We start from the raw sequence: 21,788 nt of genomic DNA on the forward strand, positions 1-21,788 counted from the left end.
TACCCAAGGGCGAATATGTTCACAACTCTATACAATTACCAATTACCAATTAAAAAGTAAAAATTGAGGATTACAACAGTGACACAACTTTCTGAAGCACTTCAAGTTGCTCTTCAATATCATCGAGCCAATCGCTTGGTGGAAGCTGAGCAAGTTTATCGTAACATTCTGGCAGGAATACCTAACCAACCAGATGCCCTGTATGGGTTAGGAATGCTAGCACAACAGGTAGGTAAGTACCAAACTGCTGAGGAGTTTTTCAATACAACCCTGCTTGTGGATCCGGAGTCTTTCAAGGCTTGGTTCAGTTTAGGCAATTTGCGTCAAGCTCAAGGTCAATTGTCAGAAGCAGTGGAAGCTTATCAGCGAGCGTTAGCCCTACAGCCGAACTCGGTAGCGCTTTACAACAACTTTGGCTATGCTCTACAACAACAAGGCAAGTGGGAAAATGCGATCGCATGCTATCAAAAAGCTTTGGAGATTCAGCCGAACTGTGCTGAAGCTGATGTGAATTTGGGTAATGCTCTCTACGCTCAAGGGCAGCTTTCCCAAGAAAAACAGGCCTACTACGCTGCATTAAATCACGATTTGGGCGTTACTCGGAAAATAGGAGGCGATTTGAAGACTGCGGTGGCTTACTACCAGAAAGCGATCGCAATACAGCCAGACTTGGTAAACAGCCATTATACCTTGGGAGTTGCTCTCCAAGAACAAGGCAAATTAGATGATGCGATCGCGTCCTATAACAATGTCCTCAAACTCAATCCCAGTAACACTGTAGTCTACACCACTTTAGTGCAAAATAAATTAGCTAGGATTGACCGAGAGCAAAACAAATTAAACAACAAATTAAATCATCAATTAAACGGAGCAGATTCTAAGAAACGATTAAAGATAGCATTTGTCTGTCAACCCTTTGTGATGACCTCGTTTCCAAATCCGATGGATTCTATCGGTATTTTGACCTATGAATTCGTCCGTCTTTTAGTTCAAGATGGTGATGTTATTGTCTATACACCAGGAGAACGCTTTAATACGGCAAGTCATGACGGAGTAGACTATCGATATATTCCCATAGGCCGGGATAAAAAACTGCTAAACTATCTGGAAAAAGTTCCAGGATTCCAGAATCAAAAACGTCCTATATTTGGCTCCCAACTCTATTACCTAGCATATATTTTACAGGTAGCAAATGACTTGAAAAAACAGCAATGTGATGTTGTTCACATTCACAACTTATCTCAGTTTATTCCAGTGATACGAGCCTTTAACCCAGGCATAAAAATTGCCCTGCACATGCATTGTGAGTGGTTGACCCAACTCGATCACAAAATTCTAGAAAAGCGGCTTAGTAAGGTAGATTTAGTTATTGGTACTAGTAAGTATATCACAGAAGGGATTCGCCAGCGTTTTCCTAAATTTGCCGAGCGCTGTCAGCCGGTTTTTAATGGGGTAAACCTTGATCGCTTCATGAATTTCTATGTCAGCCATAATCAGCAAAATGGCAGAAGCAACAATCCGGCTAAACGATTACTCTATGTGGGTAGAGTATCTCCAGAAAAAGGCTCCCATGTCTTATTAGAAGCGTTTAAAAAAGTGCTCGAGCGCTGCCCTCAAACCAAACTTGATCTCGTTGGTCCTGTAGGTGCATTACCCTACGACTATCTTGTCGGATTAAGTGATGACTCCAAAGTGGCAGAGTTAGCGTCATTCTACGGTGATGAAAGTTGGACAGGTTACGTGAGACGATACCTTTCCGAATTGAATGATCACTTTGGTGCTGATCTAGCCAGCCAAGTATCCTTCACTGGCTCCCTTCCTCAATCTAAGTTAGTCAATTATTATCAGCAGGCAGACATTTTTGTATTTCCGTCAGTATGTCACGAAGCATTTGGGATGCCAATTGTGGAAGCTATGGTTGCAGGTCTTCCCGTTATTGCTACCCAAGCTGGTGCTTTTCCCGAGATTGTGGAAGATGGTAAGACAGGTCTGCTGGTTGAACGGAGTAATGCTGATGCTTTAGCAGACGCCATCTTGCAACTTCTTTCTGACCAAGAACTTAGAACATCCATGGGACAAGCTGGACATCAGCGAGCGGTTGAACTATTTTCTTTCGAGAAAGTTGTTGATGATTTACTTACGCAGTACAAGACTATTCTTTGAAAGGTAAGCATATGCGCTACGCGCAGGCTACGCCAACAGCTATCAGCTATCAGTTGCGTAGGGTGCGTTAGGGGGGCTCGCCGTCATTTTCAGCCTCGTAGCCAGCCTTGGGAAAGTCCGCCCCGTAACGCACCACCGGCTCAAACACCAAAAATGAGATGTACCCTGTTGAACTTCGGATCAGGGAATAGTGACAAGTGACAAGTTAAAAATGAACAATAAATTATCCTTACAAACTCTGGTACGCCAGTTTTATCGTTTTCTAATCCATAGTACCAGAGTTGAGTATGACAGAAAAAATCTAAGACGCTCGGCGATTATATTTTCCCCCCATCAGGATGATGAAACCCTTGGCTGTGGTGGAACAATTATCCGTAAAAAGCAAGCCGGAGCCGATGTAAAAATTGTTTTTATGACAGATGGATCTCAATCTCATGCTCATCTGATTCCAGAAAATCAGGTAAAATCAATACGTGCTAATGAAGCCTTAGCAGCCGCTCAAAAACTTGGTCTGCAACAGCATGATGTCAGCTTCCTGGAATTCAAAGATGGAACATTAGATCAAACCAGAAAAATTGCTATCCATAACGTCGCACAAATTATTCTTAACTATCTTCCTGAAGAAATTTTTATTCCCTACTACAAAGATGGTGTATCTGACCATAATGCTACCAATGAAATTGTCATAGCTGCACTCAAAACAATTAAATTTGATGTGACAGTTTATGAGTATCCTATATGGTTCTGGAATCACTGGCCTTGGACAAAGGTCGAAGGGAGTAAACCAAAGCTAGTCTCCTTTTTCAAAAAAACCATAATGTCAGGGTTTCGCTTACTGAATGATTTTAGATTATCTGTCTATATTGGTGATGTTTTTGATATCAAACGTACTGCCCTAGACCAACATCAATCTCAAATGAAGCAACTAATTGCTCATCCACGCTGGCTAACCCTGAGGGATGTGTCAGAGGGGGAGTTTTTAGACTGTTTTTTTCAAAAATATGAATTATTTCGTCGATATAGTTTGACTCATAATTCTGAATAGTCTTGATGCAGTCGCTCATGGGGGAAACCACGCCAGTTGCTCATGGGGGGAACCCCCAAGACCGCACTGGCTCCCCAAGACCGCGCTGCATCGCTAGCGATAAATTAGCCAATTTGGCAACTTCATTTAAGATAATCATGAAATCATAAGTAACAAGAGTGTTCAAGATTTTTATCAGTCATATCATTTCTGGATATATGGGGCATCATATATCCATTTTATTTTTTGTTTATCTTAAATAAAATGGAGTAGGGAGTAGGTAATTCATAATTTCCATCAATCCTAGTTTCACATCTCATTTAAAAACGCTATATAAATAAGTAACAACATGCAACAATTAAATCCACCAAAAAATTTAGTAAACAAATCCTTCACAGACACATTTTCAGACAACTGTTGTGCAGGTAAAACCATTGGTACTAAAACTCCCAGTGGTGCAGTTCGTAAGGGTATAGATGTCGAAAAGCTGATTGGGATTGACAATGGCGCATTACGTCTCCAGCCTCTGCTAAAACCTGCGTGGGGCAGACAGGGCATTGCTTATGGTCCGTACACCCGTACCAATGGACTCGCCTTTGGAGTGTTTCTGAGCAATGGTCATAATACATCCCAGACCGAAAGGATTGAGCCCCTGACAGAACGACTTCATCGGTGGATGATTGGTCCTGAGACAGATAAACCGGCTAAACGACTTCTGCGTTGGACTTCCAGTCAGGGAAAAAGCAGGATGCTGCGAAAGCTCCTATGGTGGATTCGTAGTACCTCCAGAATTTCAAAATATTTCAAACCGTTTAAATTGCCAAATATTGATGAGAATCTGGCAGTGGGTTGGTTCCCCAGGGAAGTTCCTGTTGACCCGACTGTAGAGGGAAATGCCTTTATTGTTCATGCCACTGGGGCAGAAAATGGAGAGTTGTGGACTCGGTTGGGCGGGTATCTGCTCTCAGCATTTAGGGGCTTACAAAATCTCCAGGTTTATTACATCGTGGTTCTGCGGGAAAAGGGAGCCGCCTATTATGCTGCTTCTGTCAATCATGCTCATGGTCTGGCCGCTTACCCTAACATGCGTCCCATTGCTATTGATCCTTTCAATGATGATGCGACAGTATATGCTGGTGTATACCAAAGTATTTTGGGACAGAATGGTTTTGAAGTCGATACGCGCATTTATGGCGCTAATGTAGCCGAAATTTCAGACATCGCCACCTGGTACGGTACAGCTCAGGCAGCAGATGACCTGATTGGTGATGGTTTGCTAGATGGTGCTGAAGCGGACAAGGGTGGTGTCTGGAGTGTCTCTCAAGGAAGTTATGAGTTAACAGCTGATGGTGCTAGAGCCACTCAACCAGATAGCCTCGCTATGTTGGAGTGTCCCACACCCTCTGGGCTAATCCATTTGCTGGTCGAAACGTCTACTCAGATAACTGGAGTCCGCATTGTGTGGCGTGTTCAGGATAAAAACCAATTCTGGAGTTTCCTAGCAGACGGGGAGAAATGTCAACTTATGATTCAAGACCATGATAGCTGGGAATGTTTAGCTGTTAGCGATCTATGGTATTTACAGCCAAGAGCGATCAACTCTTTACAGATATTAGATGATGCTAAGACCTTCAGCCTGTACCTCAATGGCCAGTTAGTCTTTAACAAGTGCTTTACAGATACCCGCCTGGCAAACGCTACCGGTGTTGGCATTGGTGGGATTAACCCTAATAATAGTCTGTATTTTCGCGCCTTTGAGGCTCACCCACGCACTATCCCTATTCCTTCTGAACTCGACCTAGGCTCCCCTTGGGTAGTAGAGGGTACCGAAATAGCTATCACTGAAGATTTTGCTGGTGCAGCTGGGGACTTGATGGGAAAAACCACCACTAGTGGTAGCAAAGTCTGGCATCGGAATATTGGGCTAGGGGTAATTGAGCTGACTGGGAATAGTACAGCCAAAGTCCAAGCTGATGCTAAGCATCCTAATCCAGGTCGCACTGCCTACACCATTGATTGGGATCACCCAGAAATAGCGGATTTACAGGTAGACATTACTCCCCCTGGAACTAGACGAGGACAGGGAGAAAAAGGTCGTGGAGGGTTTATCTTTTGGCAAGATGCTGATAATTATATCACTATCAATAACTGGTTAGATGACTGTTACGGTGGTGCTTCCATGTCTTCCTTTTTCTATCTCAATGGCTTTGAGGAGTTATATGATGCTGTCTGGACAAATGTGGGTAAACGCATTTCCTGGGGTGTTTCCCATCGGCTCCGCATGGTTTTTGATGGCATGAATTATATGATCTTCATCAATGATGAACCAGTATTGTATCGTGCCCTGACAGATGTTTATCCAGATGCGGCGCGTCTTAGAATTAACCGAGTTGGGATTGTCGCTAACTGGGAATGGGGCAACGATACAGGAAGTGTATTTCAAAACTTTGTAGCAAAGGTTTAGACTAATGACTTTAAGCAATCAACAGGTAACCCTTAACAAGGGAGTAGGTGCAGGACTAAAATTCCATGGGGATGGTTCTAATCCTGATTTTGCACGTGGTACCTATGAACTTCCGCTTCAGAACGCTTTAGCAAGCTGCTTAAACCGCGATCATATCTTCTATGATATCGGTGCTAATATTGGCTTTTTTACTATTATTGCTGCGAAGCTAGTTGGGCCATCTGGACAGGTTTATGCTTTTGAGCCAGTTCCAAACAATGCTGACATTATTCGACGGAATGTCGAGCTTAATAGCTTCTCCAATGTTACTGTTTTCCCACAAGCCGTTTCTGAATCAACCGGAACCGGAGAATTGTTGCTGGCCCATCATTCAGGGGGAGCTACTTTAGCTACAGCGGGTACACCTCCAGATCTCAGGGGTGAAATGACAGTTGACCTTGTGTGTATTGATGATTTGGTGTCCCAAAAGACTTTGAAACCCCCAACGGTTGTCAAAATCGATGTGGAAGGAGCAGAAATTAATGTTTTAAGGGGGATGATTGAAACTATTAAAGAGTATCAGCCCATCCTGATTTATGAAGTAGATGATGGTAATCAAGAGTCCTTTAAACTCAAGAATCAAACTATTGAGATTTTTATTGACTCTCTAGGATATAACATCATGCCCCTGGAACCAGCTTATCCCAATATTCCCTGGTATGTTGGACATGCGATCGCGTTTTCAAAACTTAACTGAAAATGCTATAAGCGCGTTTGTATCTCGGTTGTAAACACACGAATTGCCGAAAAAGGCAAAAGGCAATAGGCAATAGGCAATAGGGGAAAGTTGCGTAGGGTGCGTAGGGTGCGTTAGGGGCGGGCTTGCCCTCATGTTCAACCTCGTAGCCAGTGTTGGGGCAGCCCGCCCCGTAACGCACCACCCAAGGGCTAGCGTCATTTTCCGCCTCTTCGCGCTTTGTTGGGACAGCCCGTTTGAAAATTGTAACGGGCAAGATGCCCATTCCACGCCTGATGCCCATTCCACCCACCGGGTCAAACAGCTTTAATGAGATCCACCCCGCCGGAAGTCTAGGCAAATTCTAAAATATGCTCAGCAGTAATTTGAGCTTGTTCCAAGTGAGGCACATGACCACAGTCTTTAATCCAGATTAATTGAGATTGTGGGATGGCATCCTTAAACTTACTAGCAGCAGCAGTCCCTAAAATTTGGTCATGGTCACCCCATAAAATTAGAGTTGGCTGGCTAATCTGAGCCAGCTTATCCCCAAAATCACCATAACCACCACTTTTGGTAAACGCAATCAAGGCTTGATTCCAACCAGGCATTTCTAGGTGCAATGCAGCACAAATTCGGGCATCTTCAGAGGCCAAACGTTTATCATAGTAAGCGTTTTTACTTATACCTTGCCTTACCTTGGGATTAGCCAAAAATGCTGTCGCTAGGTAGCCTAAGGGAGGAAATAAGAACTTCCCAATCGGGGGAGCCTTGGTGCAGCCAGCGCTATCTATTAATACTAACTGTTTAACAACCTGGGGGTAAGTGAGGGTAAAATCAATCGCCGCTGCACCTCCCATCGAGGCTCCGACTACAATGACTGGTGTTCTAATCAGGGTTTTCCAGAAATAATAGAGATGGGTTGCGATCGCGTAGCGGCTCATACCGAGCATCGCATTGGGGCTAAATGGTGTCCCTGCCATGCGATCAGTAAACCCAAAACCCAACAAATCTACTGCCCAGGTTTCATTTTCCTGAGCCAGCAGTGGTAGCAAGCGGCGTAATTCTAGCAAGGAACTATCGAAGCCATGGAGTAACAGAATTGGTGTGCCACCCTTACCCTGATTAACGTAAGTTGTGGCAATCGCCTGGGGGCTCAGGGGAGTTGAGATAGCTTGACGCTGAATACTTTGAGCAAGGTCAATCGAGGTAGACTCAACTAGCTGCTGGGTATTGGAGGGCAGAAAATCAGGAAACATCAGTTGAATTGCTGTAATCACAGGACAATCCTGATTCTCCCCCTCACAAGCGCAATTGTGTTAGTCAGTGCTTGTCTTGCACGGATGAGCACTCCGGAACTATTGCCTCTTGCCTCTTGCCTCTTGCCTATCCCTACGGCGTTGCTGATTCTGGGTATGGTTTTGCCCCCCTAGCCCCCCAATTTTGGGGGGAACAAGACTTTCAAGCGATGCAGCGCGGTCTTGGGGGTTTCCCCCATGAGCGACTGCATCAAGACAAGTCCCCCAAGCGAGGGATTGCTCGCTTGGGGGATTTAGGGGGCTTGACTAAAACCAGATGTCCGCGCATTCATTCCTTGATTCAGCAACGCCATCCCTACCCAAATACTTTTTCAGCAAGCCCTAAGTAACTGATGGGCTGAACTTATTACCCAGTAATGATTTTAGCTTGCATGTCACCCCCCCCCAGGATTATTTGTCTTTCACTTGTGCTTTTTCTATGCAGGCCATCAGCTTTTGAGCTAAAACCTGAACATGAGGTTCTGCCACCATCGAGATATGGTCGCCGGGAACATCATAAATTTCCAGTGGTCTAGAAGAAAATGGACTCCACCCGAAGTCTGGAAGACTCATATTTTGAACACTAAGAGATTCAAAAAGTTCCTTATCCATAACCTCTTCTGGATAATGCTCAATACATCGAAACAGAGTAATTGGGGTAGGATAAATTTCCTGTGGAAAATAAGAACACATACTATTGGCCTTGAAAACTCTGACAAAACCACTAAGTTGATTAATCCCTGCTCCGGGTGGGAAAAAATTTATTTGTTGCAACTGCTCGTATAAGTAGTTGAATTGATCGTCTGGAGTGAGTCGTTCGAGGGTTTCGTAGGATACATTTAACTCTTTCCCAAATAGATGTCCAAGGAATTTGCCAATGTAGGTCATCCACGTTGCATCGTTCCAGCCTAGACTAAGTACCTTGTTTTCAGGCTCTGGTGGAGTAGTATCTAGAATTGCTAGTAAAGCTACTTTTTGCCCCTGTTTTTGTAATTGTTGAGCCATTTCAAGAGCGACCGCTCCACCGAAAGAATGGCCGCCTAGCAGATAGGGGCCTTGAGGCTGAATTGATTGTATTTCTTGGATATTATGGGCAGCCATGTCCTCAATTCGGGTGAAAGGCTCTGATTCTCCATCAAGACCAATAGCTTGCAAACCATAGAAGGGCTGGTCTGAACTTAAGTAGCGAGCTAAGTAAGAATAATAAACGACATTGCCCCCACCTCCAGGTACTAAGAAGAAAGGTCGCTTACTACCATTAGGTTGAATGGGAACGAGGGCAGACCAAGAAATAGAATCTGTTGACTCTCGGAGAATAGTTGCAAGTTGTTCAATTGTCTGACCTTTGAAGATAGTAGCTAGGGGGAGATTTTTACCAAACTGCTTCTCAATTTGAGACATAAGACGGACAGCAATCAGGGAATGACCGCCAAGGTCAAAGAAGTTGTCTTGAACCCCGATGGGATAGACATTCAGAACTTCTGACCAAATTTGAGCAAGTTGACGTTCTACAGGATCGCGAGGTAGGATAAAATTTCCTTCCAACTTCGCTTCTGGTGCTGGTAAAGCTTTGCGCTCGACCTTGCCATTAGGGGTTAATGGTAAAGCTTCTAAAATGACAAAGGCAGATGGCACCATGTAGTCTGGCAGTTTCTGTTGCAAAAACTCACGAAAATCACTGGTGCTGAGGGAGTTGTCTTCGCTGACTATGTATGCGACTAAACGTTTTTCTCCTGGGTTGTCTTCCCTAGCTAATACTACTGTTTCTTTGACTGTAGGATGTTGATTGAGGGTGGCTTCGATTTCCCCAGTCTCTATCCGGTATCCTCTGATTTTTACTTGATGGTCAATGCGACCAATGAATTCGATATTGCCATCTGGTAAATAACGGCCTAAATCTCCTGTTTTATATAATTTTGAGTTATTCTCAAAGGGGTTAGGGATAAATTTTTCTGCCGTTAATTCCGGACGGTTGAGGTAGCCTCTAGCTAATCCATCTCCGCCTATGTGTAGTTCTCCTAGTACTCCTATAGGTACTGGTTGAGTGTTGCTATCTAAAATGTAGATTTGAGTATTAGCAATAGGACGACCAATTGATGTGATTACATTTCCACTTTCTCCTGGCTTTGACTCATCCCCTAGCTGGTAAATCGTTGACCAAATCGTAGCTTCTGTAGGACCATAAAGATTCCATACCTCACTTCCAGTCTCTAATAGTTCATGGGCTAATTGAACAGACAAAGCTTCTCCGCCACACAAAACTTTTAATTTTGGCTTTTGCTCAGATAAACCTGAAGTTAATAACATTTGCCAAGTAGCAGGCGTTCCTTGCATCACTGTTGCCTGTGATTTCCATAACTGCGGCAATAGCTGATAACCATCAGTAGCTATTTCACGAGGAACCACCACTAGCTTTGCTCCTACTATAAGTGGAAGATACAATTCCAAAGCTGCTATATCAAAAGATATGGTGGTAATAGCATTTAAAGTATCAGACTCAGTTAATCCAGGACAAAAATTAATGAATACCAAAAAATTGACCACAGACTGATGGCAGATTAGAATTCCTTTAGGTGTTCCTGTAGATCCAGAAGTATAAATCACATAAGCCAAATTCTCTGCTGTTACCTTACTGGGAGGATTTTGAATACCTTGATTAGCAATAGTTTCCCAATCATTATCCAAACACACTACCTCAGCTTGATGTTCTGGCAAGGATGCTACTAATGACTGCTGAGTCAGCAATACCGACACACCTGCATCAGAGAGCATATAAGCTAACCGTTCCGATGGATAATTTGGGTCTAATGGTACATAAGCCCCACCTGCCTTGAGAATTCCCAATAATCCTACTATCATCAAGAGCGATCGCTCTACACAAATACCCACTAACACTTCTGGTTTAACCCCCAGGGTTTGCAAGTAGTGAGCTAATTGGTTAGCTCGACTATTTAACTCAGAGTAGGTAAGTTGCTTATCCTCAAAGACTACCGCTACTGCATCTGGTGTTTTTTCTACTTGTTCTTCAAATAACTGATGGATACATTTGTCCCTAGGATAATCTGTTTTCGTGTTGTTCCACTCCACCAATATCTGATGTAGCTCTGATGATTTCATTAGTGGCAACTGCAATACTTTCTGTTCAGGGTTAGCCACCACTGCTTCTAACAAAGTCTGGAAATGTCTCATCATCCGAGATATTGTCTCTAGCTTAAATATATCAGTGTTGTAAATACAAAAAGCTGCTATACCAGATGAAACTTCGCCACAGTGAACTTCCAAATCGAATCTAGTGAAATCAAAATCAAATTCCGTTTGACTTACCTCTAAACCTGGCAGATTCCAAGCCTCCATTTTGTTATTCTGGACAGCAAACATCACCTGTACTAAAGCGTTATGACTTAGGTTTCGCTCCGTTTGCAATTCTTCCAGTAGCTTTTCAAAGGGTAAATCTTGGTAAGTATAAGCGTCTAACGTAGTTTTTTGTACTCGAGCTAATAATTCTCTAAAGGTTGGGTTATCTGCCAAGTTAGCCCGCAAAACAAGGGTATTGACAAACATACCGATTAATGGTTCTATTTCCCTTCGATTGCGGTTGGCAATGGGAGAACCGACCACCAAATCAGACTGATTACTATATCGTGATAGTAAAACAAAAAACGCAGCCAACAAAGTCATAAATAACGTACTTCCTGACTCTTGGCTTAACTGTTTCAGTTTTTGGGTTAAATAGGAGTCAAGCTGAAAATATTCCATCCCACCTTTAAAAGTAGGTTCAGTAGGACGAGGATAGTCGGTAGGAATATCCAGAATAGGGGAAATTCCAGACAACTGTTTTCTCCAGTAATTCAGTTGTTTCTCAAGGACTTCTCCTGTCAACCATTCTCGTTGCCAGTGACCAAAGTCCGCGTATTGGATGGGCAACTCTGGTAAAGCCGGTAACTTTCCTTGAGCAAAAGCATCATATAGGGTCGAGAACTCTCTTACTAAAATTCCCAAAGACCAACCATCAGAGATAATATGATGCATTTTGATCAGCAACACATGATGTTCTGACTCTAGTTGCAACAAAGTAACTTGTAGCACTGGACCATTAGCTAGGTCAAAAGTTGCGATAGCTTCCTGTCTGACTAACTCTTTAACTTTTTCTGATTGTTCGTGGGTCGAGTCGCTACTTTGCAAATCTACCACAGTCAGTGGCAGTTCCATTACAGGAGCAACTATCTGTACGGGTTGTCCATTTATTTCGGGGAAACTAGTTCTTAAAGTTTCATGGCGTTGGATGATTTCTTTCAGGCTTTGCTCCAAAGCTACAACGTTTAAAGGCCCCTTCAGGTTTAAGGCAATTGGCTGATTATAGGAAGAGTTATCAGGAAATAGCTGGTTAATAAACCATAACCTTTCCTGAGCAAAAGATAAGAGCAACTTACCATCCCTAGGAATTTTTTTAATAGTCGTTGCTAATGGTTCTTTATTTGTGCGAGCTTTCCGCAGAAACTCTAGGATTTCTGTTTTGCGCTCAAGTATATCCTGTCTCAGTTCTGGTGTGATTACTCCCTTCGGAGCCTGACAACCTAATTGCTCTTTATCTATCCAAAGTTTGACACCTATATTTTGCAGATATGATACAAATTCAAATGTTTTCATAATAAAAATGCCTCCTGTTCTTCTGTTTCTGAAATTAAGGTGGTTTGATTTTGAGCAACTTGATGCAGCACTTCAAGGTTCTGGGCAATGTCAGTAATAGTAGGGGACTCAAATAAATCCTGCAAAGTCACTTCCTTCTCAAAAGCTTGTTGTATCCTAGACACAACTTGAGTAGCCAGCAAAGAATGCCCCCCCAATTCAAAGAAGTTATCATGTATCCCCACCTTTTCTATTCCTAACACTTCTGCCCAAATCTCTGCTAATACCTTTTGTGTCTCCGTCTGTGGAGCTACATACTCCGTTGACACACTACTAGCCACATCCGGTACAGGCAAAGCCTTACGGTCTACCTTGCCATTGGGAGTCAGTGGTAGTTGTGACAACAGTACAAATCTACTAGGAATCATATATTCTGGCAACCCCTGTTTCAGATACTGTTTCATTTTCTCTATTTTTTCTGTATCTGATACTTCTGGAGTTTCACTTTCTAGCACCAGATAAGCCACTAGACCTTTATTACCAGAGTTATCTTCTCTTGCTACTACTACTGTTTTTTGGACTTGAGGATATGAATTAAGAACTGTTTCTATTTCTCCTGTTTCAATGCGATATCCTCTAATTTTTACCTGATGGTCAATTCGAGCTATAAATTCTATGTTGCCATCTGGTAGATAACGTGCTAAGTCTCCTGTTTTATATAACCTTGTAGCCTGTGACTTGTCAAAGGGGTTGGAAATAAATTTCTCGGCTGTGAGTTCGGGGCGGTTGTGGTAGCCTGTTGCTAAACCATCTCCTCCAATATGAAGTTCTCCAGGCACTCCTATGGGCACTGGTTGTAATTGGGAGTCGAGGATATATATTTGGGTGTTAGATATTGGCTTACCTATGGGCAAATTTGTTGCTCCTTCTAGTACTTCAGTCACCTTGTACCATGAAGAAAATGTAGTGTTTTCTGTTGGTCCATATACATGAAGCAATCTTTCTGGTGCACCTTGATCAACTACTTGTTTCACTGATTTCGGATCTACTGCCTCTCCTCCAAATAACAAATTCTTCAAGTTACTGAATGCTTCTGGTACTGAGTAGGCTAACTGATTAAATAAAGCTGTTGTCAAAAACAGTGTAGTAATTTTTTCTTGTTTGATATAGTTAACAAACTCTTGAGGAGAAAGGAGTAGAGATTTGGTAATTACTACTACCACTGCTCCATGTAATAAAGCTCCCCAAATTTCAAATGTGGCCGCATCAAAAGAGGTGTTGGAAACTTGAGCTACTCGATCTGTTGGTTCAAGTTGCACATAGTTGTTGTTGCAGATTAGCCGAACTACTCCTTGATGAGGAATAGTTACTCCTTTTGGTTTGCCTGTAGAACCTGAAGTATAGATAACGTAAGCTAAGTGATTAGCTGTTACCTGATTTTCAGGCATTTGTTGACTCTGTTGACTAATAATTTCTTCATCTGTATCCAAACAAATCACAGATGCTATAGTTTCCGATAGATGATGTTGCCATTTTTCTTGAGTCAGTAGTATAGAGAGTTGAGCATCTTCTACCATGTAATTGAGGCGTTCTTTGGGATAATTAGGATCTAATGGTACATAAGCTCCTCCGGCTTTGAGTATGGAGAGTAAACCTACTACCATCTCTACTGAACGCTCTACACATATACCCACTAGCATTTCTGGGACTACTCCCAATTTTTGCAAGTAATTAGCTAGTTGATTGGCTTTGCAATTTAATTGGGAATAGGTCAGCTTTTGCTCCTCAAATACTATTGCTACTGCATCTGGGTTTTTCTGGACCTGTTCCTCAAATAACTGATGGATACATTTGTCTTTTGGGTAATCTGTTTTGGTGTTGTTCCACTCTACCAGTATTTGGTCTAGCTCTGCCTCTTTCATTAATGGCAACTTGCTAATAGGTTGCTCTGGTGTCTCAACCAATGCTGATAGTAAGTTTTCATAATGTGACACCATCCTACTAATTGTTTGTGGCTCAAACAAGTCTCGGTTATAGGCACAAAATCCTTTGATTTCTTCTCCTACTGGCCACAGATGTAATTCCATATCCGTCCGCACTGTCATCTCAGCTTCTACCTCTTCATACCAACCTACTTCTAAGTTAGGTAAGCTGAAGGATGGTTTCAAGATTTCCGACTGCTGCACCGCAAACATTACCTGAAATAAGGGACTTTGCGATAGAGACCGTTCTGGCTGCAACTCTTCTACCAATTTCTCAAAGGGTATGTCTTGGTGACCATAAGCTTCTAGGGCTGTTTGTTTAACTCGGTTTAATACTTCTGTGAAACTAGGGTCTCCTCCCAGGTCTGTGTACATCACTAGGGAATTCACAAAAAAACCTATCAACCCTTCTATTTCTGAGCGGTTGCGGTTGGCTATGGGCGAACCCACAGCGATACCTTCTTGACCACTGTAACGAGACAGTAATACTTTGAAGACTGCTAGCAAGGTCATAAATAGGGTAGTTCCCTGATTTTGGGTCAGTTGTTTAACTTTTGATGTTAGTGCTGCTGGTATATTTATCGGTATACCTGCTCCATTAAAAGTTTGAACTGGGGGTCGAGGATGGTCTTTTGGTAGTTGTAGTTGAGGTAAGTTTTGCAGCTTTTGCTTCCAGTAACTTAGTTGGGTTTCTAGGGTTTGAGCTTGTAAGTAGTTCCTTTGCCACACTGCAAAGTCGGCATATTGTATTGGTAGTGAGGGTAATGGGGATGCTTTGTCTTCCAGTGTAGCAGTGTAAATGGCTGAGAGTTCTTTGGGTAATACGGTCAGTGACCACCCATCGCTTGCTATGTGATGTAATGTGATTTGCAGTATGTTTTCTGTTGTTCCTAGTTGAAACAACTGAGCGCGTATGGGGGGGTCTACTTCTAGATTGAATATTTGTTCATTTTCTTGTTGGAGTAGTTGTTGAAGTTTAGTGGTTTGCTGAGATGGTGTTAACCCAGTGAGGTCAATTATGGGTAGTTCTAATTCAAAATAGGATTTAATTATTTGTCCTGGTGTGCCGTTGATTTCACTGAAGGTTGTTCTCAGGGTTTCATGGCGAGCAATAATTTGGTTGATACTTTTTTCTAGGGCTATATAGTCTAGTTTTCCTACTAGATGTAGAATTAATGGCATATTGTAGGCGTTGCTACTCAAGCCCATTTTTTCAATAAACCATAGCCTTTGTTGTGCAAAGGATAAGGGTATTACCTGTTCCCTAGAAATTCGTTGAATAGAACTAGCTACAGATTCCTGAGTTTTTTCTACTTCCAGAAGAAACTCTAAAATTTCTGTTTTGCGCTCCACTAGATTTCGTTTCAGCTCTGCTGTCATTACTCCTTTAGGGGAACGATAGCCAAGTCTATCTTTGTCTATCCAAAGTTTGACACCTAAATTTTGTAGGTAAGAGACAAACTCAACTGTTTTCATAACAATTCCTCCTCATAATATTCTTCCTCTGTTTCAGAGATTAATATAGTCTTATCTTGTGAAAGCTGACGCAGCACTTCAATATGTTTAGCTATGCCAGCAATAGTTGGTGACTCAAATAAACGCTGTAAAGTCAGTTCCATCTCAAAAGCCTTTCGTAAGCGAGAAATCACCTGAGTCGCCAACAGTGAATTCCCACCCAATTCAAATAAATTATCATAGATACTCACCTGGGAAACCCCAAGCAGTTCCTGCCAGATTTGAGCTATTTGACGCTCTGTCTCATTCCTAGGTTTTACCCTTTCTTGAGTAGAACGACCCAAATTACTCTGAGAAAGTAAAGCTATATCAATATTCCCATCCTCAGTCAAAGGCATTTCAGCCAACTCCACCAGAGCACAACTACTAGGTTTACCCACTGCATCCTGTACCTGGCGCTCCAGAACACTCACATTTGGTTTACCTTTACCGTTAGTAGTAAAGTAAGCCGTTAATTGTTGCAGACTATCCGAAGTAGAAGTCAACCTTCTGATATTAAGATTACTACCATCCAAACCCACCATTAAGTAGGGTTGGTTATGGCATAAACCTGCTAACAGTGAAGACATACCTTGAGATAATCCCACTGCTAGATAACCCTTAGCTTGAGTTAACTGCTTCATCTGATAACCCCGACTCATCCCCATTTCATCCCACATACTCCAAGCTAAACAATAGCTCTGTAATTGACTCTGATAACGTTGATAGTAAGAGAAAGCATCCAAGAAACTATTAGCTGCACCGTAAGCTCCCACCGTCGTGCCACCAAAGAAACCATTAATAGAGGAAAAATTAATAAATAAACTCTTTGGTTGCTTTTCTACCAATTGATGTAATACCCAAGTTCCTAATAATTTAGGCCGTAACACCTCAGCGAAACTCTCTGGTGTTTCCTCCCTCAACAAACGCTCCTGCATCAACCCGGCCAAATGAATCACCCCATCCAGTTGTTGAGTGTTCCATCCAGACAAAGTTTGCTGTACTACCTCCTGCACTGCTTTTTGATTGGCAATATCCACCCCAAGGTATATCACCTCACCACCTAGTTTTTGTAATTCTTGGTAAGCTTTGATTTTCTCTGCTAGTTTACCCCCTTGTTGTAAATATGTTTCCCAACTGTTGCTATCTGGTAGAGATGTACGACCTAACAACAATAGTTTGGCCTGATAATTTTCCAGGAGATACTTAGCAATTTCAACACCAATTCCTCCTAAACCACCACTGATCAGGTAAGTGCCTCCTGTTTTGAATGGTAATGTTTGTTTAGGTTTTGAAGGTAGGTCAATTTTCTCCAGACCTGATACCCAACGCTCTCCATCTCGATAAGCCACTTCTGATTTTTCGGGAACCGTATCTTTGACATCAATAGTTAGTTCCTCAAGTATCCGATTGCTATTGACTTCTAATGATTCTTGTGGTAAGTCTAAATGCCGACAATCCCACTCAGGGTTTTCCTGGGGAATAGTTTTCAACAAACCTGGTACTGTTGCTTTTTCATAGGCAATGAGTTCCTTGGGTTCAAGAGACTGGCTCTGACTGGCGACATACAGTAGTCGTACTGGATAATTTCCCTTCTGATTACCAAAGGTTTGTAGGAGCAATAAAAGGCTGTAAATTCCGGTTTTCTGTGCTGTTTCTAGAGTTTCTGTGTCAGCTATTTCTCCAGGATATTTATCATAATGCCACAGATGAATCATTGCTCCTATTTTTTGATATTCTGCTCCTAGAGATTGGTACAATTGTCGATAGTCTTCTCTCACATCTGGAGCTATTACATAGTGATTTTTATTGATTTTTTTGAAGGTTTCTCCTAATTCTATCTGCACATAAGCTTGAGAATTATTTTCTAAGAGCTGACACAGTTTTTTACCTAATCCTAACTCATCTAAAAATACTAAAATTACTCCGATTTTAGCTAATTTATGTGTCTGATAATTTCCTTGTTTTCTCCGCCATGTTTTTTGATAAAACCAATCAGGAATTGTGTTGTTATTTTCCGTGATTAAATCTATCCCTTTTAAGATTTCCTGGAATTCTCCTGTGGCAAATCTTTGACTCAGTTGACTCCTTTGAATCTTACCAATGGAAGTTTTAGGAATTAATTCTTTGTCCAGGGGAATTAAATAATCTGGATTAATTCCCATGCGGTTGACTACCTGTTCTCTGAGAGTTTTTAATAAAACTAATAACTCTGTGTCTTCTGTTTTTTCACTATTGAAAAATATCCCTAATTTATCGGTATTACTGTTAGTTTCTCGCAGGGCACAAGCTGCAGTGTAAGAAACTTCTATTTGTGGTAATTCTTCTACCGCTGATTCTATTTCATGGCTGTAGTAGTTTAACCCGTTAATAATAATTACGTCTTTTTGTCTTCCAGTAATTGTTAAACGCCCGTTTTTCAGAAACCCTAAATCTCCTGTGTTAAACCAACCATCTGCTGTAAAAGCTTCTTGATTGGCTGTGGGATTTTGATAGTAACCGGAGGTTACTGACGCGCCTTTTACTTGCACCCGCCCAATAGTTTCTTCTGAGACTATCTGGTTTTGATTATCGACTATTCTGATGGCAAATCCAGGAATGGGAGACCCTACTTCTACAAATTTCTGACCATCATCTGTTGAGTCTAAGGTAAACTGATGAGAATAGGCTACACCAGATGCAGTTTCTGACATCCCCCAAGCTGGGTGCATGGCTGTTTTTGGTAATTTCCATTTACTCAGTAGTTTGACAAACTTTCTGGCGGTTTTGGCAACAACTGCTTCACCTCCATTGAGTACGAATTTCATGGAAGATAAATCCCATATTGACTTAGTGATTGCTCTATCGGAATAGTCTAATTCTTCTAAACGCTGATTTACTAATTCGTAAGCAAAGTTAGGTGCCCAAGTAATTGTTGTCCGGTACTGAGACATCAAATCTAACCACCGTGTCGGTGCTGGTAATATCTCTTGTGTTGGTACATGAATTTGCTGACATCCCAAATACACATCCCTGATGTGAAACATTACAATTCCACCTACATGGTCTAGAGGAAACCAATTCAAGGAAATTTCTTCACTACTAAAATTGTTAATCTGTGCTGTTGCTGCACTACGACTTAATAAACTCCTATGACTCTGCATTACTGCTTTCGGCATCCCTGTGCTACCCGAAGTTAGTAGTAACACGGCTACATCCTCTGGCTGAGAATTATACCAATTCCTATCTACTTCACATTCGCGCAATTTTTCTATGGTTTGTACCTCGAATTTACCTAAATTCATACGTTGGGACCACCCAACCACAGATGGAGCTAATTTTTTATCTGTGAGTATCAAAGGCCGTCCTAACAAAGCCCAAGTGTTTTGCAGTTTGGTCAGACTACTGTGAGATTGGTCATAACTAGGGGGTATTGATACTGGTACTGGTACAAATCCTCCTAACACACAACCCCAAAATGCACTGATAAAGTCTTGATTTGATTCTAACTGAAAGATTACTTTATCTTGAGGTTTCAAACCTAACTGCCTTAACCCTCCTAATAGTCTTTGAGCTTCTACCCACAATTCACTATAGGTTTGATTAATTACTTCTCCATCTGAATGAATATATATCAGACTCGTATCCCCATGCTGTTGTGCTGCTCGTTCTAATGCTTCTGCTAAATTAGTTGGTGCATCTTTCGGCCACTTGATTGGTTCTCCTTCACTGATGGCTGGGTTTTGGGATGTTGATTGGGTTTTTAATTCTGTTGTTGGAGATGACTTTTCTACTACGGGAGTTGCACCATGATTCGGCAGTTTTATTTGTTCTGATGGCAACAAGTCTGATATATGCAATGGTGGCAATTTTAGTGTTTTCTGTTGCACTACTACTGCCACTTGTTCTATTTCTGGTATTGCCTTTAGTTCTGTTTCCCATCGTTCCACTAAATCATCATCAATTACTGGGAAACGTTTTAACGCTACTTCGTCTACTTTTCCTTTGTGAGTCAAAGGTAAGCTCGAAAGCGGAACATAAGCTCCTGGCATCATGCTTGGGGGTAACTCCTGTTCAATTTGGGAGTGTAATTGTTTCGGGTTCCAGACTCCGCTCACCACGACATAAGCTACCAGGAATGTTTGATGAGCTAGTACATAAGCTTGTTCTACTTTTGTAATGGATAACAAAGCTGTTTCTATGTTTGCTAGTTCTATTCGCTTCCCTTTGAGCCATGTTTGCCGTTGTTTAGCTCCGACTATTTCTAGATAACCTTTGTTGTGATAACGACCTATGTCTCCTGTTGGCAATAGTCTGCCTAATTGGGGGTGTTCTATAAATTCTTGTGATGTCTTTGGCTGTAGATAACCTCTGGCTAAACTTGAACCACCTATATAGATTTCTCCTGGTACTCCTTTGGGGACTGGGTTTTGGTTTTGGTCTAGTAAACAAACTGATAACCAACCGGGATTGCCTACAGGTACGTTTTCTCTGTTTGGTTTTTCTGACCACTGCCAGTGGGTGATTTCTCCTGCTGCTTCTGGGATACTGTAGAAGTTGTGTAATGACACTGGGTAGCTTTGGAGAAATTTGTCAGCTATCTCTGTTAATAGGGTTTCTCCACTGCAAAGAAGTGTACGCCAACTTTTCAGAGATGTTACCGAGTTAGTTGTGTTTAACCAGGTTGGTAGTTCTGATGGATACAGGTGAACTATGGTTACTTTGTGCTGGCCGATTAATTCCTGTAATTCTGTCGGGTTGTCGTTGGCAGCTATAACTACACTACCTCCACTGATTAGAGGTAAACCTATTTCTAAAATTGCTACATCTTGACTCAGGCAGGTTTTCTGTAGCAGAATGTCTTGATTAGTTATTTTCAGCGTTTCTTGTAGCCATTGTAAACGTTGAGCCACAGCCTGATGTTCTACTAAGGTTTGATTCAGAATGTAAGCTAGGTTAGTGGCTGTTGTTTCTGTGTTTGGGTTGTCTGTATTTTGTTTGGCTATTGATTCCGACTCGGTATCTAGACACAGAATTTGAGCTACCGTAGCGCGAGCATCTTGCTCGCTATAGGTGTACCATTTTGATTTGAGGTAGTCTAGGGTTAATATTACTGAAATTGACGGCAAATTCTGTAGATTGTTGGAGTCTAATGGCACATAAGCTCCTCCTGCCTTGAGTATAGCTAATAAACCTACTACCATCTCTACTGAACGTTCTACACAGATACCCACTGGCGTTTCTGGAACTACTCCCAATTTTTGCAAATAATGTGCTAGTTGATTGGCTTTGCTATTTAATTGGGAGTAGGTCAGCTTTTGCTTCTCAAATACTACTGCTATTGCATCTGGTGTTTCCTGCACACAGCTCTCAAATAACTGATGAATACATTTTTTAGTCCGGGAATCTGTTTTCTTATTGTTCCACGCTACCAATACCTGATCTAGCTCTGCCTCTGTCATTAAAGGCAATTTTCCTAACTCAATATTTGGATTTGCCACCATTGCTACCAACAAAGTTTGTAAATGTCCCAACATCCTAGCAATAGTTTCACTGTCAAAATAACTGGTATCATAGAAAAATTTCAACAATAAATCTTCATTAATTACACCTGTTATTAAGCTCAGGGGATAGTTGATTTTACTAAAACCCTCTATCTCTGTTATCTTAAGATTGCTGCTCCACTTAAGCCAAGAGATATCAGGATAGTTCTCAAAGACTAAAATGTTTTGAAATAATGCTACTCCTGCTGGTACTTGACTGAGCTTTTGAATCTCAACTAGAGGAATATAGCAATTTGTTTGTAATTGCAACTGTTTTTCGTTTAACTCCTGTAGCCAAGGTATGAGCTGTGCTTTTGGAGAAACTTGTACTCGCAATGGTAAGGTATTAATGAACACCCCTACCATGTTTTCTACTCCCAACAAATTAGCAGGACGACCAGAGACCGTTACTCCGAATAATACCTCTGATTCCCCACTATAGCGACTCAGTAACAAAGCCCAAGCTGCGTTAACTAGGGTAGCAATAGTCAGACGGTGCT

General features: G+C 41.8%; 9 protein-coding genes. 5 read left to right on the forward strand and 4 right to left on the reverse strand.

All coding sequences use genetic code 11. The annotated features are described in order from the left end of the window. Window positions 1-78: 78 nt before the first annotated feature. From F6K38_RS20555 to F6K38_RS20570, 4 genes are all read left to right on the forward strand, one after another. The gene (locus tag F6K38_RS20555) at window positions 79-2,163 is read left to right on the forward strand and encodes a glycosyltransferase (RefSeq protein WP_287357282.1); all 2,085 of its coding nucleotides are present in this window, start codon (window positions 79-81) and stop codon (window positions 2,161-2,163) included. A gap of 211 nt (window positions 2,164-2,374) precedes the next feature. Further along, complete coding sequence (locus F6K38_RS20560; RefSeq protein ID WP_287357284.1) at window positions 2,375-3,208, forward strand: PIG-L deacetylase family protein; 834 nt, start codon at window positions 2,375-2,377, stop codon at window positions 3,206-3,208. A 328-nt stretch (window positions 3,209-3,536) separates the two neighbouring features. Then, a complete protein-coding gene (locus F6K38_RS20565) occupies window positions 3,537-5,651 on the forward strand; it encodes a nucleotide-binding protein (RefSeq protein ID WP_287357286.1) in 2,115 nt (704 codons plus the stop codon). A gap of 4 nt (window positions 5,652-5,655) precedes the next feature. Next, the gene (locus F6K38_RS20570; protein WP_287357288.1) at window positions 5,656-6,387 is read left to right on the forward strand and encodes an FkbM family methyltransferase; all 732 of its coding nucleotides are present in this window, start codon (window positions 5,656-5,658) and stop codon (window positions 6,385-6,387) included. A 332-nt stretch (window positions 6,388-6,719) separates the two neighbouring features. Here F6K38_RS20570 and F6K38_RS20575 read toward each other — a convergent pair whose 3' ends face one another. Then, on the reverse strand, window positions 6,720-7,625 hold the full coding sequence (locus F6K38_RS20575) for an alpha/beta fold hydrolase (protein WP_287357296.1): 906 nt from the start codon (window positions 7,623-7,625) through the stop codon (window positions 6,720-6,722). Window positions 7,626-7,696: 71 nt separating this feature from the next. Between F6K38_RS20575 and F6K38_RS20580 the strand changes: the two genes are divergently transcribed. Continuing rightward, a complete protein-coding gene (locus tag F6K38_RS20580) occupies window positions 7,697-8,014 on the forward strand; it encodes a hypothetical protein (protein WP_287357290.1) in 318 nt (105 codons plus the stop codon). Between the two features lie 61 nt (window positions 8,015-8,075). Here the strand turns inward: F6K38_RS20580 and F6K38_RS20585 are convergent, their stop codons facing one another. The 3 genes from F6K38_RS20585 to F6K38_RS20595 are packed head-to-tail and all read right to left on the reverse strand — an operon-like array spanning window position 8,076 to window position 21,780. Next, complete coding sequence (locus F6K38_RS20585) at window positions 8,076-12,311, reverse strand: non-ribosomal peptide synthetase (RefSeq protein ID WP_287357292.1); 4,236 nt, start codon at window positions 12,309-12,311, stop codon at window positions 8,076-8,078. Beyond that, window positions 12,308-15,748 carry a non-ribosomal peptide synthetase gene (locus F6K38_RS20590; protein ID WP_287357294.1) on the reverse strand — a complete coding sequence of 1,147 codons (3,441 nt, stop codon included), beginning with the start codon at window positions 15,746-15,748 and terminating at the stop codon, window positions 12,308-12,310. The genes F6K38_RS20585 and F6K38_RS20590 overlap by 4 nt, the downstream gene beginning before the upstream one ends. After that, window positions 15,745-21,780, reverse strand: a complete 6,036-nt coding sequence (locus tag F6K38_RS20595; protein WP_353737207.1) for an SDR family NAD(P)-dependent oxidoreductase — start codon at window positions 21,778-21,780, stop codon at window positions 15,745-15,747. Before F6K38_RS20595 ends, F6K38_RS20590 begins: the two co-directional genes overlap by 4 nt. Window positions 21,781-21,788: the final 8 nt, after the last annotated feature.

This window comes from Moorena sp. SIO3B2, assembly GCF_010692525.1.
In the GTDB taxonomy this organism is placed as follows: domain Bacteria; phylum Cyanobacteriota; class Cyanobacteriia; order Cyanobacteriales; family Coleofasciculaceae; genus Moorena; species Moorena producens.